Below are 16,914 nucleotides of genomic sequence, written 5' to 3'. Positions count from 1 at the left end.
GCCAGCACTTGGCATGGCATCATAAACTCGCAGGTCAAAGGCGGTTGAGCTGGTCATCGACAGTGTTGACGTGCACATATTTCGCTCATACGCTCCGGGGCACCGGATCCCCGTGGTCGTACTCCGATCGGAGCACCGATGTCCAAGCCCCGCCTGCGCCACCCCTTCGTCCGCTCGGTCCTCGTGGGCGTGCTCGGCGCGGCCGCCGCGCTGGGCGGCCTGATCACGGCGCCGACCGCGCAAGCCGCTGCCGGGGGCGGGTCGTTCTCGGTTCTGACGTACAACGTCGCCGGCCTTCCGCAGGTGCTGTCCAGCGCCTCGACCGACCGGCAGAGCAGCACCACCGCCATCGGGAGCCGGCTGGCGCCGTACGACATCGTGAACGTCCAGGAGGACTTCAACTACCACGCCGCGCTGTACGCCGCCGACTCCCACCCGAACCGCACGGCGACCAGTGGTGGGGCGGGCATCGGCAGCGGCCTCAACACCGTGTCCGATCTCGCGTACGACACCGACGACTTCGAGCGGGTCAAGTGGAAGGACTGCCAGCTGGACTCCGGTGACTGCCTCACTCCCAAGGGGTTCACCTTCATGCGGACCCGGCTCGCCGAGGGCGCGTACGTGGACTTCTACAACCTCCATGCGAACGCGGGCACGGCCGCCGGCGACGAGGCTGCCCGCGCCGCCAACCTGGCGCAGCTCACCGGCTACATCAGGACCCACTCGGCCGGGAACGCCGTCGTCGTGATGGGTGACACCAACACGCGCTACACGCGTGCCGACGACACCATCGCCGGGTTCGCCGCCGACAACCGGCTGACCGACGCGTGGGTGCAGTTGGAGCGCGGCGGCGTGGCGCCGACCCGTGGCTCCGACCCGCTGCTGTGCGACCAGAACGCGCCCACCGACACCTGCGAGATCGTCGACAAGGTCCTGTACCGCAGCAGCGCGCTGGTCTCGCTGACCGCGACCTCGTACGCCAACAAGCACGCCGACTTCCTGGACGGCGCGGGCAAGATGCTCTCCGACCACGACCCGGTCGCCGTGGGCTTCACCTGGAGCCAGAACCCGGCGTACCTGGCGAGTGACCAGTTCGGCGGCCCGCACGGCGACTTCTACAACGACATCGACCGCGTGCCGGCCGGTGCGCAGGCCGCCGCGCTCAGCCTGCGGGCCGGCGCCCGGGTCGACCAGGTCGGACTGACCCTCGCCGACGGCACCGCCCTCACCCACGGAGGCTCCGGCGGCACCGCCTCCTCGCTCACCCTGGGCAGCGGCGAGTACCTGAGCTCGGCCACCCTCTGCCAGGGCTCGTACAGCGGGCACACCCGCATCTTCTACGCCTCGTTCACCACCAACCTGGGCCGGTCCCTGGCCGGCGGCACCACCACCGCCGACTGCGTGACCCGCACCGCGCCGGCCGGCTGGCAGATCGCCGGGTTCCACGGACGCTCCGGCGACGGGGTCGACAAGCTCGGCTTCATGTTCACGCGCCGCTGAGCGCCCCTCATCTCCTGACCACCCCTCACCTCCCCGGCCCGGGCCGCCACCCGGGCCGGGGAACTCCCTGTCCGCCCGGACACCGCTGCGCCCACCAGGCCGCCCACCGCAGGAAGACCAGAATGAACGATCAGCCCACCCTGAACCGCCGCCGTTTCCTGCGGAACTCCGCAGGCACCTCGGTCGGTCTGCTCGCCGCGCCCACCGCCCTGAGCCTGCTGGCCGCCCCGCAGCAGGCCGCCGCAGCGCCCGCAGGCCCCGCCCAGGGCGCCGCCTTCGTGGACTCCTACGCGACCAACACGATGGCCGACCTCACCCCGGAGGGGAACGCGGCCGTGCGGATCCTCACCGGAATGAACCGGATCTGGAAGACCGGCGGGTCCTGGAACGACGGCTCGCCGCTGATGGCCGACGCGCTGCGCGCCAACGTGCGCTACTGCGTGCGGGTCACCACGCAGCGCTCGGCGGCGCAGGCCAAGGAAGCCTTCATCTACGACCGCCAGCACCAGAGTTACGCCGTCATCGCCGGCCTCGGCCCGCTCGCCGACCTGTACCGGACGGGCGCCCGGGCCGTCACCTCGATCACCACGGCGCCCGACTCCACCCCGCCCGCGAAGGTCGACGACGCGGTCCCCGCCGGCGCGCCCGCCGGGTCCCAGATCGGCCCCGGGGCCGTCGACTCGGAGCTGGGGCAGGTGGTCGCCCTGGTCAACACGCTGCGCGGACCGTACGCCTCCGGCAACCCGTCCAAGTACGCCTACCGGTACCCGCGGCCCTGGCGCCTGAACGAGGACAGCGCGGTGGTCGACACCGGCGCCACCGACGCCCTCGGCTACCCGGTCTACGCCTCGGAGGTCGTCGTCGCCCCGCAGCTGCTGCGCCAGCGCAGCACCTCCCCGGCCGACGACGGCGGCTTCGTGAGCGGGCACACCAACGCCTTCCACCTGGCCGCGCTGGCCCTCGCGTACGCGGTGCCCGAGCGCTTCCAGGAGCTGATCGCCCGGGCCTTCGAGCTCAGCCACACCCGGATCACCGCGGGCATGCACTCCCCGCTCGACGTCATCGGCGGTCGCACGCTCGCCACCGCGCTCGCCGCCGCCACCCTCGCCGACCCGCGCAACGCCGCGCTCAAGGCCGCCGCCCGGAGCCAGGCGGCCGCGTACTTCCAGTCGAAGACCGGCACCACGGCCGACACCCTGTACGCCTTCGCCCACCGGGCCACCCCGGCCGAGGACCCGTACGCCGACCGCGCGGCCAACGCCGAGCAGGTCACCCCGAGACTGACGTACGTCCTGCGCCGCAGCGGCCGGGACGTGCCGATGACCGTGCCCAAGGGCGCCGAAGTCCTGCTCGAGACGCGTCTGCCCTACCTCGACGCAGCCCAGCGCCGCGAGGTGCTGCGCAGCACCGCCCTGCCCTCCGGCTACGTCCTGCTGGACGGCCCGGAGATGTGGGGCCGGCTCAACCTGTTCGCCGCCGCCGACGGGTACGGCTCGTTCGAGCGGGACGTGACCGTGGAGCTGAACGCCGCCGACGGCGGGTTCTGCGCGGCCGACTCCTGGCGCAACGACATCGGCGGCCGAGGCGGCCTCACCAAGCGCGGCACCGGGACGCTCACCCTGCTCGGTACCAACCACTACACGGGCACCACCGTGGTGGCGGCCGGAGTCCTCGCGGCCGGCTCCCGCGACGCCTTCGGGCGCGGCGACGTCCAGGTTCGCGGCGGCACCCTGCGCGTGGACGCCGAGCGGGGCGCCGTCCGGGTGCATGGCGACTACCTGCAGTCGGCGGCCGGGACGCGCCTGGAGCTGACGCTCCACCACTGCCACGCACCGGCCCTGACGGTCGCGGGCCGGGTGACGCTCGGCGACGGCGCGCAGCTCGCCCTGCGGCTGCCGGACACCCGCGCGCTGGGCGAGGACGTGGTGCTGCCGGTGATCAGCGGAGGTACGCTGCAGGGCGGGTTCGGAAGCGTCACCGTCGACGCACAGGGATACCGGGCGACGCCGCTGTACACCCACGATGGTCTCGCCGTGCGGCTGACCCGCTGCTGAACGCGGCGGCGCGCTCCCGAGACCGAGGAGGCAACCTTTCATGACCGTGGCCGCGACCAACTGGGCCGGGAACATCACGTTCAGCGCCGAGGGGTTCCATCAGCCCTGCTCCGTGGCCGAGTTGCGGCGGATCGTCGCCGGCAGCCGGTCCCTGCGGGTCCTCGGGACCGGGCACTCGTTCAACGCCATCGCCGACACCACGGGCGACTTGGTGTCCGTCGCGGGCCTGCCCCGGGCGGTCGAGCTGGACGAACGGGCCGGCACGGTCACGGTGAGCGCCGGGATGCGGTACGGCGAGCTGGTCGAGGTGCTGGACCGGGCGGGGTTCGCGCTGCCCAACCTCGGGTCGCTGCCGCACATCTCGGTCGCCGGCGCGTGCGCCACCGGGACGCACGGCTCGGGGGTCGCCAATGGCAGCCTCGCGACGGCGGTGCGAGCCGTCGAGCTGGTCACGGCGGACGGCGACCTGGTGACGATCGACCGGGGGGCGGCGGAGTTCCCCGGTTCGGTCGTGGCCCTGGGCGCCCTCGGCGTGGTCACCCGGCTGACCCTGGACACGGTGCCGGCGTTCGAGCTCCGCCAGTGGGTCTACGAGGGCCTGCCGACGGCCGCGCTGCGCGAACGGTTCGAGGAGATCCTGGCGGCGGGGTACAGCGTCAGCCTCTTCACCAGCTGGCGGACCGACCGGATCGACCAGGTCTGGGTCAAGCGGCAGGGCGGCCCCGACGCCCCCGCGAGCTGGCACGGCGCGGTGCTCGCCGACGGCCCGCGCCACCCGGTGCCGGGGCAGCCGCCCGAGTCCTGCACCCAGCAGCTGGGCGTGCCGGGCCGGTGGTACGCCCGGCTCCCGCACTTCCGACTGGACTTCACGCCGAGCAGCGGCGACGAGCTGCAGTCCGAGTACTTCGTCGCCCGCACCGACGCCGTCCGCGCGTTCGACGCGCTGGACGCCGTCCGGGAGCGGATCTCACCGGTCCTGCAGATCGGTGAGATCCGCACGGTGGCGGCGGACGGGTTGTGGCTCAGCCCCGCGTACGAACGCGACTGTGTCGCCTTCCACTTCACCTGGCACCCCGATGCGGTGGCCGTGGCGGAGGCGGTCCGTACGGTCGAGGAGGCACTGTCGCCCTTCGACGCCCGGCCGCACTGGGGCAAGGTCTTCAGTACGGCGCCCGAGGTGGTCCGGGAGTCGTACCCGCGCTGGGACGACTTCCGCAGGCTGCTGGGGGAGTTCGACCCGGCGGGCAAGTTCCGCAACGAGTTCGTCGCCCGGCACTTCCGGGCCGGGCAGCGCTGAGCGCTGCCCGGCTCCGCGTCAGCTCCAGGGAGATGCGGTGAGCCAACTGGTGTCCTGGGCCCAGGACGACGTGGAGTCCCAGGAGTTGGAGCCACCGTTGCCGGCTATGTAGACCGTGTAGTTGTAGTGGCGGAGGTACTTCGTCGGGTAGTTGACGGACTGGAAGGAGTGGCCGACCCCGCTGTTGCCCGAGGTGGGGCAGAAGGTGGCGTCCTGGGCGAAGGCGCTGCCGCCGTCGTCGGCGCTCAGGTAGAGCTCGAAGTTGTAGTGGCGCAGGAAGCGGCCGGGGTCATTGGCGGACTCGAAGGTCAGGCAGGAGCTGTTGGCCAGGCCGGCGCGGACGATCCAGCTGGCGTCGGCCTTGTCGGTGGCCGAGCTGGAGGAGTTGATGGCGGAGATGACGACCTTGTTGTCCGCGTCGTCGTGGCGGAGGTAGTCGGAGGTGCAGCAGGTGGTGGTGGCCTGCAGGGAGATCCGGGAGCCTGGTGTGAGGGCTCCGGTGCTGGTGGAGGCGGAACTGTAGCCGGCGGCGGTGATGTTGGCCTGGACGGCGTTCTCGGTGGCGTCGCTCGGGTAGCCGGAGGTCATGACGCCCTCGTAGAAGGTGCCCGCGGAGGCGTTGCTGTTGTCGCCGCCGATGCCGAGGATGATCGAGCCTTCCTTGTGCATCGGGTTGTAGCCGGAGGCGTTGGGGCGTACGCCGCTGTAGTCGGTGGCCAGGCCGCCGGACTGGGCGTTTCCGGAGCGGATGGCCCACTGGTTCGGGCCGCCCTTGACGATGGCGGTCAGGAACCGGTCGTTGACGGAGGGATCGTTGGTGTTGAGGCGGGTGTTGACGCCGGAGAACAGGCCGTTCTCCTGGTCGGCCATGACCCAGGGGCCGTTGCCGCTGCCGTAGCCCCAGGTCTTGCTGTTCCCGAAGTAGATGGCCTCCATGTGGCCGTTTCCGGTGTCGGTGCCGTCGGTCTCGGCGTTGCCGTAGTCGAAGCAGCAGCCGCTGTTGAAGTGGGTGCCGTCGAAGATCGCGTACATGCCCTCGGGCTGGTCGCCGGTGGCGATGCCGTTGGTGTGGTTGTTCCGGTAGCCGGTGCCGGGGGCGACGTAGACGCCGTACGCCTTGTGGCCGCTGACGGTCACCGGCGCCTCGAAGGCGTTGGCCAGGTTGTCGTTCCCACCCGCGGCCGGACCGGACCAGGCGCCCTTGAGCGCCTGGGTGAGGGTGTTGCCCTTGCCGGACTGGTCGTAGATGACGCTGATGACGCAGCTGGTGGAGGCGCAGAACGCGTCCTGCGTGGCGGCGTTGGCGTAGCCGCCGGTGCTCAGCAGGCCGATGTCCTTGGTCGCCCCGTCCGAGGCGCGCTTGACCTGGTACAGCGCGCCGGAGTAACCGCCGTACAGCGCACGGGTGGTGGAGTGCGCGGCGACGCAGGGGGTACCGCCGGCCGCGTAGATGTCGCACGGCCCCTGGGTGGCGGCCTGCGAGGCGGTGGCTGTGGCGGTGAGCAGGCCGGCGGCGAGCACGGCGGTGGTACCGGCAGCGAGGAGCGCGCGCCCGGCGCGGCGGATCCACGGTGGCTTGATCACGGAGAACTCCTTCACAGGGTGGGTGTGAGGTCGGCGTCGACGAACGCCCGGTGCCCGGCTGGGCCGGCTGCCCGTCAGCTCCAGGGGGCGGCGGCGAGCCAGCTGGTGTCCTGGCGCCACATCGAGGTGCTGTCCCAGGCGTTGGCGCCGCCGTTGCTTGCGAGGTAGGCGGTGAAGGCGTAGTGGCGGAGGTACTTGCTCGGGAAGTTGACGGACTGGAGGGAGTAGCCGGTGCCGCTGTTTCCCGGCTGCGGGCAGAAGGTGGCGTCGGCCGCGAACTGGGTCGTCCCGTCAGTGGGCTCGAGGAAGAGCTCGAAGGCGTAGTGCCTGAGGTAGCGGCCGGATGCGTTGGCCGACTCCAGGGAGATGCAGTTGCTGTTGGCCAGGCCGGGCCTGACGATCCAGGTGCTGTCGGCCTTGGCGGTGGGGGAACTGCTGGAGGTCACCGGCGCGATCACGACCTTGTCGTCGCTCGTGTCGTGCTGCAGGTAGTCGGTGGTGCAGCAGGAGGTGGTGGCCTGCAGCGAGACCCGCGCGCCCGGGGTGAAGGGGCTGGTGGTGCCGGTGGTGTAGCCGGCCGCGGCGATGTTGGCCTGGACGGCGGCGTCGGTGGCGTCGGAGGGGTAGCCCTTGACCATGGCGCCCTCGTAGAAGGTGCCCGCGCTCGCGTTGTGGTTGGTCTGGCAGCAGTCGCCGCCGCTGCCGAGGATGATGGCGCCCTGCTTGTGCATCGGGTTGTATCCGCCGGGCAGCGAGCCGCTGTAGAGCCTGGTCAGGCTCCCGGACTGGGCGTTGGCGCCCTGCAGCGCCATCTGGGTGGTGCCGTTGTTCTTGAGCATCGCGGTGACGAAGTGGCTGGTCTCGGAGACCTGGTTGGGGTTCCACGCCGAGCTGCCGCCGGCGAACAGACCGTTCTCCAGGTCCGCCTGCACCCACGGCCCGGTTCCGCCGCAGCCGCCGAACCAGCACTCCGTGCTGAAGTTGATCGCGTCCATGGCGCCGTTGCCGTCGGCCTTGTGGTTGGTCTCGGTGTTGCCGTAGTCGAAGCAGCAGCCGTTGTTGGCGTGGGCGCCGCTGGTGACCAGGTACTCGCCCTCGGGTGAGCTGCCGGTCGGCACGCCCGAGGCGGAACCGTCGACGAAGTAGCTGTTGCCGGGGTTGATGTAGAGCGCGTAAGCCTTCTGGCCGCCGACGGTCACCGTTTCGGTGGTCGCGGTGGCCGCCACGTCGGCGCCGCCGGTCCCGCCAGGTCCCTGGTAGACCAGGGTGTTGCCGTGGCCGGACTGGTCGTAGACGCGGGTGATGGTGCACACGGTTCCCGCGCAGAACGCGTCCTGCGCCGCGGCGTTGGCGACGCCGCCGGCGGACCGCACCCCGACGTTCTGCAAGGTGCCGTCCGACAACCGCTGCACCTGGTAGAGCGGGCCGCTGTAGGAGGCGAACAGCGCACGGGTGGTGCTGTGCGCCGCGACGCACGGCGTGCCGCCCGCAGCGTAGATGTCACAGGGTTCCTGCGCGGCTGCCTGCGACGGGCCGGCAAGGGCGAGGATGCCGGTCAGGGCGAGTGCGACCGTGGCGAGGGAGGCGAGCAGCCCCCTCAGCAGGCGGCGATGAGCGCGCAGGGCGGGCGACATGCATGAACTCCCTTGTTCGATGCGGTACCTGAAGCCATGTCACGACCGAGCACATTGTTAGCGCTCACATTGCTCGCAGCAGTGTCCATGGCAAGTCCGGACGAGTCAATAGCCCGGGATGAATCGGTTCGCTGAACAGGGACCGCCCAGGACATCCCATGTCTTGACGGTCGGTCAGGCGACCAAGTCCCTATCTGCCTCCCAATCTTCGGAGGTTTTGATAGAAACCTGGACAGTCGCGCGGAGGGGCCCTATACATACGTCCTATGTCTCTGGTTGTTGCGGCAGGGGACATGTCTTCGCACCTTCATCGGCGTCCAACTGCTCTGCCTGGTCACTACGGGCTGGATCCGGCGTGTCCTGGCACGCGGTCGGCGGCCGCGATCACACCCACCCACCGGTCAGGGGAGACCTCGCGTGATCCACATGAACAGGCGCCGATTTCTGACGGCTGCCACAGGTGTCGTGGCGGCCTCGGTCGCAGGCGGTGCGTTCGGCGCGACAAGCGCCCGGGCAGCGACCGCGTACACGCCGAACTGGAGCTCGGTGGACCAACACCCGGCGGCCCCGGAGTGGTTCCGGGACGCCAAGTTCGGCATCTACCACCACTGGGGGGCGTTCAGCGTCCCCGCCTACGACAGCGAGTGGTACCCGCGCAACATGTACGTCGGCGGGAGCAACGCCAACAACCACCACGTCGCCACGTTCGGCGACCCGTCGGTGTGGCCGTTCCACAACTTCATCAACGGCGCCAACGACCGGAACGGCAACTTCACCAAGTTCATGCCGAAGCTGAAGTCCGCCGGCGGGAACTTCGACCCCGACGAGTGGGCGCAGCTCTTCGTCGACGCCGGCGCCAGGTTCGCCGGCCCGGTCGCCGAGCACCACGACGGCTTCTCGATGTGGAACAGCGCGGCCAACGAGTGGAACTCGGCCGCCAAGGGCCCGCAGCTCAACCTGCTGCAGCTGTTCAGCAACGCCATCCGGGCCAAGGGCCTCAAGCTGCTGGTGGCCATGCACCACGCGTACCACTTCAACGGCTACTACGACCACGTGCCGGCGCAGTCCGACCCGAGCCTGAAGAAGCTGTACGGGCAGCTGGGCCGCACGGCCGAGAACCAGCTGTGGTACGACAAGCTCAAGGAGGTCATCGACCTCGCCCAGCCCGACATCCTCTGGCAGGACTTCAAGCTTGACGCGGTCGACGAGACCCAGCGGTTGAACTTCCTCTCGTACTACTACAACCAGGCCCAATCCTGGGGTCGCGAGGTCGTCGCCACCTACAAGGACGGCATGGACGGCCACGGCGAGGTCTTCGACTTCGAACGCGGCGGCCCGGCCGACATCACCGCCCCCTACTGGCTCACCGACGACAGCATCTCCAGCTCCAGCTGGTGCTACACCACCGGCATCGGCTACTACAGCACCCAGCAGATGCTGCACTCGCTGATCGACCGGGTCAGCAAGAACGGCAACATGCTGCTCAACATCGCGCCGATGGCCGACGGAACCATTCCCCAGGCCCAGAAGGACGTCCTGCTCGGGATCGGCGACTACCTGGGTCGCTTCGGGGAGTCGATCTACTCCACCCGGGCCTGGACCGCGTACGGCGAGGGCCCGACGAAGATGGGCGGCGGCTCGTTCACCACGCCGAAGGCCGGTACCGCCCAGGACGTCCGGTTCACCCGGAGCAAGGACGGCACCGTCCTGTACGCGACCGTGCTCGGCTGGCCGGGCAGCGGTCTGACCATCTCGACGCTCAACTCCGCCCGGATCAACGTCGGTTCGCTGGCCTCGGCGCAGCTGCTCGGCTCGACCGCCGGCAGCTACGTCAACCTGCCCACGCCGAGCCAGGACTCCGCCGGCCTGCACCTGACCCTGCCGTCGTCGGCGCCGTTCTCCGCCCTGGCGTACGTGGTGAAGCTGACCTTCTCCGGCCAGATCCCCCCGCTGCAGCCCGTGGCCGGCGCCGTGGTCCACCAGGACGTCGCCTACTCCGCCGGCAGTGCGGTGCTCGCCCTCGGCACCTACACCGCCGACCAGCTGTCGCTGGCCGGCCTGGCGAGCCGGACCATCTCCTCGCTGCGGCTCGCGCCCGGGTACCAGATCATCGGCTACTCCGGCGACAACTTCAGCGGCACCGCGTGGACCTTCACCGCCGACAACCCCGATCTGCGGGTGACCGGCAACAACGACGCGATCGTCTCGCTGAAGGTGCAGTTCAATCCGGGGGCATGGCTCCGGCTCACCAACGTCACCGACGGACTGGTGCTGGACAGCGGCGGCGGCGTCCCCAGCGGATCCAACCTCAAGCAGTGGACCTGGAACGGCAGCAACAACCTGCAGTGGCAGGCCGTGGAGCTCGGCAACGGCTACTACAAGCTGGTCAACCGCACCAACGGCATGGTCGCCGACGGGTGGGGCGCGACCGCCAACGGCGCCGCCGCCCAGCAGGCCGCCTGGAACGGCGGCACCAACCAGCAGTGGCTGATCACCCACCGCGGTGACGGCAGGTACACGATCGCCAACCGCACCACCGGCCTCGCCCTCGACGGTGGCGGAAATGTCGCCTCCGGCTCCGTCACCAAGCAGTGGGCCGTGAACGGCAGCACCAACATGCAGTGGACCTTCACCGCGGTCTGATACGAACGGGACCGACCGGGCGGCGCGCGCCCGGTCAGTCCTGTCGATCTGTCAGCTGACTGTCAGTCTCCGAGGGCGCCGCCCACGTCCTTCCGCTCGGTGCCCAGCTTCCTCAGCACGGCGGCGACATGCTTCTCGACGGTCCGCTGGGAGAGGAACAGGGCTTCGGCGATGTCGTGGTTGGTGGCGCCGCCCGCCAGCAGCCGGGCGACTTCCAGCTCGCGTGGCGACAGCTCGTTCCCGTAGCCGCGGCGGCCCCGTTGCGGCGACGGATCGGCGCCGAGCCGGTGCAGCTCGTGCTGGCACCGGGCGGCGTCACCCGTGGCACCGAGACGGGTGTAGCTGTCGTGGGCTTCGGTGAGGTGGCCGATCGCGTCGGTGGAGCCGGCGCGGGCGAGCGCCAGTGCCTGGCGCTCGGCGGCCTGGGTGCGGTGGTAGGGGCGGCCGATCTGCTGCCACATGCTCGCTGCCTGCCCGAACCGGGTTGCGGCGACAAGTGGTTCGCCGTCCGGCACCAGCATGCCCCGAGCGGTCTCGAGTTCGGCGACGGCACCTGGTGCGTCACGGTGCTGGAGCTCCCGGTCGGTCTCCTCGACCAGCGCCTCGGCGGCGCTCCGCTCACCGCAGGCCAGGGCTGCCTCGACGGCGACCGGGGTCAGGCCCGTTGCCCTGGCCCAGGCCGGCGCGGTGCGAAGGGTGACGAGGGCGGGGGAGACGATCGCCCAGGCGTCCCGTGGGTCGCCCTGGGCGAGGCGGACGGCGGCCAGCCCCGCCGCGGCCCGCAGGCTGAGCGTCGCCGTGAAGTCCCGCGCCCCGAACTCCGCCGCGGTGGAGAAGTGTTGAAGGGCTGTCGAGTGCACTCCGCGGGCGGCCGCCAGCTGGCCGAGGAACATCGATTCCTCGATGCCGACCATCGCCATGTCGGGGTTCTCCCTGCCGATGGCGGCGAAGCGCTCCTCGAGGCCGGCCCAGTGGCCCCGCACCGCGTCCAGGCGCAGCAGTTCGAGGTCACAGGCAAAGGCCACGCGCGGCGCTCCGGCTCGGACCGCGAGTTCCCGGGTCTCCGTCAGCAGCGCCTCGGCCCGCTGGTCGTGGCCGACGTCGATGGCGGCTTCGCCCAGATTGAAGACGGAGCGGACGATCTGGTACAGGGTCTCGGGGTGGTCCGTCTGGCGGGGGAGCCGGTCCACCAGCGGCCAGAGAGCCGGATCACCGGCGAGGCCCATCAGCGTGAGCCGGGTGCCGTGCACGGTCATCCGGATCGCGTCGCCGGCGTTCGGTCCGAGCGTCTGCTCGGCACGTTCCAGCCAGCGCCACCCGTGCTCGGGGTCGCCACTGCGTTCGTCGACCGCGAGCGCCACCATGGCGCGGGCCGCCTGTTCGGGCCGGGTGGCCAGCTCGCCGACGGCCCGCTCGATCTCCTGGAGCCCGGCTCGGTCGGCGCCGAGTGAACTCACGAGCAGCCCCAGGCCGAGGCGGATCTCGCCGCGCGTCGCCTCCGGCAGTCGGGGGTCGGCGAGGATGCGGCGAAGGACGGCCGCGCTGGCGGTCAGGTCCACGCCGAAGCGAGCGATCTGGGCGAGTGAGAGGGCGGCTCGTGACCGCGGGCCGCTCGCCAGATCCGGCTGGCCCAGGAGCTGGTTGAGCAGCGTGGCGGCGGTTCCGGTGTCCGCGAGGGCGATGGCCTGGTCGGCGGCGGCTTCCACGCGCTGCAGCCAGGCCGCACGGTCCCCCGCGGCAAGGGTGTGGTGGGCGATCTGAACGAGCGGGACCGGGTGCTGGTTCTGCAGTGCCTCGATCGCGCGCCGATGCAGCCGGGCCCGCTTCGGCCCGGGGATGTGCTGGTAGGCGACCTGCAGCCCGAGCACGTGGTGGAAGGCGTACAGGCCCGAGTCCGTCTGGCGCAGGAGCGAGGCCTGGAGGGCGTCGATCAGGCCGTCGGCACCCGCTTCGGAGTCGAGTCCGGCCACCTTGGTGAGCAGCTCCTCCGTGGCCGGGACCGCGAGCACCGCCGCCGCGTCGACGACGGCGGCGCCCGGCTCGGACAGCGCCGTCAGCCGCTCGGTGATCGCCTCGCGAAGCCCGCTGGGCACCCCGGAGTGCTCGAGCTCCCTGACGTCGTGGCGGCCGTGCTGGTCGCCCTGCTCGCGCAGGGTGATGAGGTCCTCCTCCGCGACCAGCGGCAGGCCCTCGCTGCGGCGGTACAGCGCGGAGCAGAGCTCGGGCGTGGCGCGGGGGCCGAGCGCGGCGCTCGCCAGATCCTCGATGTCGCTGCTGGACAGCGCGGGCAGATGGATCACCGCGCCGGTGGTGTTGGGCGGATGACGGTAGGCCGTGCCGAGCACCGGCGTGCCGGGCGGCAGGTCCTGGGCCCGGTAGGTCAGGACCAGGGCGAGGTGTTCCGGCAGGTCGCGGGCGAGCAGCAGGAGCAGCTCACGGGTGGCCTGGTCGGCCCAGTGCAGATCCTCGATGACCAGGACCGCCGGGCCGATCGCGCCCAGCAGGGACCGCACCGCCTGGATCAGCCGGTGGCGCACGGTGCCCGGATCGTCCGGCCCGGGCGGCGCGGGGGGAAGGCGGTCGGCCAGGTCGGGCAGCAGGGGGGCCAGTGCACCGGCCGTCGGCGGGATGCCGGTGGCGGGCAGCAGCGGACCCGTTCTGCGCAGTGCGTCCATCACCGGACCGTAGGGCTGGGGCTCGCGCAGCGGGTGGCAGAAGCCGGTCACCACGCGGTGGCCCTCCGTGCCGAGAATCCGCGCTGCCTCCCGCACCAGCCGGGACTTGCCGATGCCGGCCTCGCCCTCGAGCATCACGACGGCCGGCGGATGGCGTGCCGCGGCAAGCAGCAGGCCGAGCTCCCGCCGACGGCCCACGAAGGTGAAGCCCCGGCCCAAGGCCGTAGCGCTCTGCTGGTCGACCGTCCCGGCCACAGGATCACCGTCCCTCCCAGCCACGCTAGACCCGTGCCTGGCCACCAACAAGATCAGACGTGCGGGGCCGGATGGGTATACCCACTCAAATCGTCTCCCATTGCTCCGGCCCGCCACGGAGGCGCACGGTCGAATCAGCCACAAGTACTGTCCGTTCCGTCCAGGAGTCGAGCATGGTCACCGATGAGGCCACCCGCAGCACGGCACCCGTTCTGCCCGGGGTCGTCTGCTCTCCGGCCTCCCAGTTCCGGGCCGCGTGCGCCATGTCGGTCTCGGTCGCGGCCGTGCCGGCCCTGCGCCGGTTCGCCCGTGACAGCGCCAAGCGGTGGTCGCTGCCGACCGGTGTCGTCGACCAGTTGTGTCTCGTGGTCAGTGAACTGGTCACCAACGTCGTCCTGCACAGCGGCAGCCCCGACGTCACCGTGCTGATCAGCGTCGAGAACGGCTCCCTGACCCTCGAGGTCAGGGACACCGGCCGGTGGCGTCCCCGTCCCACCCGCCGCCGGGTGGCGGAGGACGCGGACGCCGCCTACGGACGCGGGCTGGATCTCGTGCGCCTGTGCTCCAGCTGGACCCGGGCCGGCATCACGCCCGCGGGCACCCGCATGGTGGCCTGCCTGCCCTTGGCCGCTCCGGTCCGTTGAGGGCCCGGCGCCACACCTCACCCCCCGGCGGGGGCAGGACCGGTGCTGGCGCGCAGCGAGATGGGCGGGGTGAGCAGGATGTGACGCGGCGCCGTGTCGGGCGCGGCGATGCGTTCGACGAGCAGTTCCACGGCTTGGGTGCCCATCTGCCGGGCGGGGACGTCGGCGGAGGTGAGCGGTGGACGGAAGTCCTCGGCCCACTGGCGCGCGGCGACTCCGGCGATGGACACGTCGCGGGGCACCTGCAGCCCGGCGTCCTCGAGGGCGTGCCAAACCCCGGACAGCGCGGCCTCGTTGAGGGTGGCGATGCCGGTCACCTCCGGGTGCTCGGCGCGGATGCGCTCGATGACGCCGTGCCCGGAGGCGGTGTCGTCGCCGCACGGGTACGCGTAGCCGGTGATGCCCCGCTCCGCCACCGCGGCCGCGAAGCCCTCGGCGGCCCGCAGGCCGGGGCCGTAGCCGGTGGCCACCAGCTCGGGGGAGCGGTTGATCAGGGCGACGGCCCGGTGGCCGAGGTCGGCGAGGTGGTGGACGCAGCGGGCGATCAACGACGCGTAGTCGACGTCGATCCAGCACATGTCGTCGTCCCGGGCGGTGTGGCCGATCCCGACGAACGGCAGACCCGCCTTGCGCAGCCGGGCGACCCGGGCGTCCTCCATCCGGATCTCCATGAGGATCACCCCGTCCACCCGGCTGCCGGAGACCAGGCGCTCGAACGAGCGGTCGTGGTCGCCGCCGGAGGGGGAGAGCAGCACGTCGAGGTCGACCCGGGCGGCGGCTTCCACCACGCTGGCCACGAAGTCGAGTTGCATGTGCGTGAGGCGGGTGCCGGCCGGGGGGACGACGAGCCCGAGGGTGCGGGTGCGGCCTTCTTTGAGGGCTCGGGCGGCGGCGTTGGGCCGGTAGTCGAGCTCGTCTATGACGTCCTGGATGCGCCTGCGGGTCGCCTCCGACACGGTGCGCTTGCCGCTCAGCGCGTAGGAGACCGTACTGCGCGACACGCCTGCTCGACGGGCGATCTCCCCGATGTTCATCGCTCTCCTGAATGCGCACAAGACCGTTCGCGCGGTCGAATCGATTCGGTCGACGTTAGTGCGGCGGGAGTGGCCGGTCAAGCCGGGCTGCGCCGCTTCACACGGCGGAAATGTGTTCGTTCCGGAGTATTGACGACCCCGTTTCGCAGGCCTATGTTCATCGAACCGATTCGCGTATCGATTCGACAGCCATCGGCAGAGCCTCAAGTCCCTTGGCCGATACCCGTTTCGGGGAGCAGCCCGCCAGGCGCTCCCACCCACTGCCGCCAGGCACACCAGCTCGAAAGGGACAACGTCATGCCCAGATCCAGTGGACGGCGTCTGACCGCCGCAGTCCTGACCGTGGCCGCCCTCGCCGTCACCACCGCCGGTTGCTCCTCCAGCGGCGGCGCCACCACCGCCGGTGCGGCGGGCTCCGGCAGCTACACCCTCTGGGACCCGTACCCGCAGTTCGACGGCGCGTCCCCGTGGGCGACGCTGCTGAACACCTGCGCCGGCCAGGCCGGCGTGACGGTGAAGCGCACCGCGTTCGACACCAGCGACCTGACCAACAAGACGCTGCTCGCGGCCCAGCAGGGCGCCGCTCCCGACGTGCTCATCGTCGACAACCCGGTGGTCTCCACCCTCGCGGAGGCGGGGGTGCTCACCAGCACCGACGTCAACAAGATCGACACCTCCGCGGCAGCGCCGAACCTGCTGGCGGCCGGGCAGTCGGGCGGCAAGACCTACGGCACTCCCATCGGCGCGAACACCCTGGCGCTGTACTACAACAAGGACCTCCTCACGGCCGCCGGGGTGGACGTCTCCTCGGTCAAGGACTGGGCCTCCCTCACCGCCGCGCTGGCCAAGGTCAAGGCGGCCGGCAAGAAGGGCATCACCTTCTCGGCGATCGGCACGGAGGAGGGCAGCTTCCAGTTCCTGCCGTGGTTCTGGGGCTCCGGCGCGCAGCTCACCAAGCTGAACTCGCCCGAGGCGGCCTCCGCACTGTCGCTGTGGACGGGCTGGCTGAAGAACGGCTACGCCCCCAACTCGGTGCTGCAGAACACCCAGACCACCAGCTGGCAGGAGTTCGCCACCGGGCAGTTCGCCTTCGCGGAGAACGGCACCTGGCAGCTGGCCAATGCCAAGAAGGCGGGCTTCGCCTACGGCGTCATCCCGGTCCCGGCGAGCAACGGCGGCAACGCCGCCGCCCCCACCGGCGGGGAGTTCGTCACCGTCCCGGTGCAGGCCAAGACCGACCGCTACGCCGTCTCGCAGAAGATCGTCACCTGTCTGACCAACGCCGAGAACTCCTTCGCCACCGACCAGACGCTCTCCTACATCGCGCCGACCGAGGCCGTCCAGGCCAAGCAGGTGGCCGACGACGCCGATCTGAAGTCCTGGGTGGACGCGGTCAAGGCCGCGAAGGGACGCACGAGCGACAACCTCGGGACGAAGTACCCCAAGATCTCCGAGCCGCTGTGGGGCGCCGTCCAGTCCGCACTGAGCGGATCGAAGTCCCCGCAGGACGCGCTCTCGGCAGCGCAGTCCGCCGTCCACTAGGGCCGGACAGGCTCTGGCTCACGGGCTCTACGAGCAAAAGGATCACAGGCTC

General features: G+C 71.0%; 10 protein-coding genes. 6 read left to right on the top strand and 4 right to left on the bottom strand.

Annotation, left to right across the window (positions count from 1 at the left end; translation table 11 throughout):
- Nucleotides 1-138 precede the first annotated feature (138 nt).
- From BR98_RS03265 to BR98_RS03255, 3 genes are all read left to right on the top strand, one after another.
- Complete coding sequence (locus BR98_RS03265) at nucleotides 139-1,500, top strand: jacalin-like lectin (protein ID WP_035839848.1); 1,362 nt, start codon at nucleotides 139-141, stop codon at nucleotides 1,498-1,500.
- A 122-nt stretch (nucleotides 1,501-1,622) separates the two neighbouring features.
- Nucleotides 1,623-3,554 (top strand): phosphatase PAP2 family protein, encoded by a 1,932-nt coding sequence (locus BR98_RS03260; protein WP_035839845.1) that lies wholly within the window; start codon nucleotides 1,623-1,625, stop codon nucleotides 3,552-3,554.
- 40 nt (nucleotides 3,555-3,594) lie between these two features.
- A complete protein-coding gene (locus tag BR98_RS03255; protein ID WP_035839842.1) occupies nucleotides 3,595-4,851 on the top strand; it encodes an FAD-binding protein in 1,257 nt (418 codons plus the stop codon).
- A gap of 18 nt (nucleotides 4,852-4,869) precedes the next feature.
- Here the strand turns inward: BR98_RS03255 and BR98_RS03250 are convergent, their stop codons facing one another.
- The gene (locus BR98_RS03250) at nucleotides 4,870-6,435 is read right to left on the bottom strand and encodes an alpha-L-arabinofuranosidase B (protein WP_035839840.1); all 1,566 of its coding nucleotides are present in this window, start codon (nucleotides 6,433-6,435) and stop codon (nucleotides 4,870-4,872) included.
- A 74-nt stretch (nucleotides 6,436-6,509) separates the two neighbouring features.
- Nucleotides 6,510-8,069: an alpha-L-arabinofuranosidase B gene (locus BR98_RS03245; protein WP_035839837.1), complete on the bottom strand. Its 1,560-nt coding sequence runs from the start codon at nucleotides 8,067-8,069 to the stop codon at nucleotides 6,510-6,512.
- A gap of 426 nt (nucleotides 8,070-8,495) precedes the next feature.
- On the opposite strand from BR98_RS03245, the gene BR98_RS03240 reads away from it, so the two are divergent.
- On the top strand, nucleotides 8,496-10,712 hold the full coding sequence (locus BR98_RS03240) for an alpha-L-fucosidase (protein ID WP_035842706.1): 2,217 nt from the start codon (nucleotides 8,496-8,498) through the stop codon (nucleotides 10,710-10,712).
- 62 nt (nucleotides 10,713-10,774) lie between these two features.
- On the opposite strand, the gene BR98_RS03235 is transcribed toward BR98_RS03240, so the two are convergent.
- Nucleotides 10,775-13,642 (bottom strand): ATP-binding protein, encoded by a 2,868-nt coding sequence (locus BR98_RS03235; protein ID WP_232247218.1) that lies wholly within the window; start codon nucleotides 13,640-13,642, stop codon nucleotides 10,775-10,777.
- A 173-nt stretch (nucleotides 13,643-13,815) separates the two neighbouring features.
- Here BR98_RS03235 and BR98_RS03230 point away from each other — a divergent pair, with 173 nt between their 5' ends.
- Entirely contained in the window at nucleotides 13,816-14,286 is a 471-nt protein-coding gene (locus BR98_RS03230; RefSeq protein WP_051969246.1) for an ATP-binding protein, read from the top strand.
- A gap of 17 nt (nucleotides 14,287-14,303) precedes the next feature.
- Here the strand turns inward: BR98_RS03230 and BR98_RS03225 are convergent, their stop codons facing one another.
- The gene (locus BR98_RS03225) at nucleotides 14,304-15,320 is read right to left on the bottom strand and encodes a LacI family DNA-binding transcriptional regulator (RefSeq protein WP_035839834.1); all 1,017 of its coding nucleotides are present in this window, start codon (nucleotides 15,318-15,320) and stop codon (nucleotides 14,304-14,306) included.
- 297 nt (nucleotides 15,321-15,617) lie between these two features.
- Here BR98_RS03225 and BR98_RS03220 point away from each other — a divergent pair, with 297 nt between their 5' ends.
- Nucleotides 15,618-16,862 (top strand): sugar ABC transporter substrate-binding protein, encoded by a 1,245-nt coding sequence (locus tag BR98_RS03220; protein WP_035839831.1) that lies wholly within the window; start codon nucleotides 15,618-15,620, stop codon nucleotides 16,860-16,862.
- Nucleotides 16,863-16,914 lie beyond the last annotated feature (52 nt).

Origin of the sequence: Kitasatospora azatica KCTC 9699, assembly GCF_000744785.1 — a bacterium.
GTDB lineage: Bacteria > Actinomycetota > Actinomycetes > Streptomycetales > Streptomycetaceae > Kitasatospora > Kitasatospora azatica.
The sequence above is the reverse complement of the archived record's forward strand: the minus strand, read 5'-3'. Positions and strand labels throughout refer to the sequence as shown.

Excerpts from the sequence above, each read along its gene's own strand:
- BR98_RS03240 (WP_035842706.1), top strand. The coding sequence starts at position 8,496 with ATGAACAGGCGCCGATTTCTGACGGCTGCCACAGGTGTCGTGGCGGCC.
- BR98_RS03230 (WP_051969246.1), top strand. The coding sequence starts at position 13,816 with ATGGTCACCGATGAGGCCACCCGCAGCACGGCACCCGTTCTGCCCGGG.
- BR98_RS03265 (WP_035839848.1), top strand. The coding sequence starts at position 139 with ATGTCCAAGCCCCGCCTGCGCCACCCCTTCGTCCGCTCGGTCCTCGTG.
- BR98_RS03255 (WP_035839842.1), top strand. The coding sequence starts at position 3,595 with ATGACCGTGGCCGCGACCAACTGGGCCGGGAACATCACGTTCAGCGCC.
- BR98_RS03260 (WP_035839845.1), top strand. The coding sequence starts at position 1,623 with ATGAACGATCAGCCCACCCTGAACCGCCGCCGTTTCCTGCGGAACTCC.
- BR98_RS03225 (WP_035839834.1), bottom strand. The coding sequence starts at position 15,320 with ATGAACATCGGGGAGATCGCCCGTCGAGCAGGCGTGTCGCGCAGTACG.
- BR98_RS03220 (WP_035839831.1), top strand. The coding sequence starts at position 15,618 with ATGCCCAGATCCAGTGGACGGCGTCTGACCGCCGCAGTCCTGACCGTG.
- BR98_RS03245 (WP_035839837.1), bottom strand. The coding sequence starts at position 8,069 with ATGTCGCCCGCCCTGCGCGCTCATCGCCGCCTGCTGAGGGGGCTGCTC.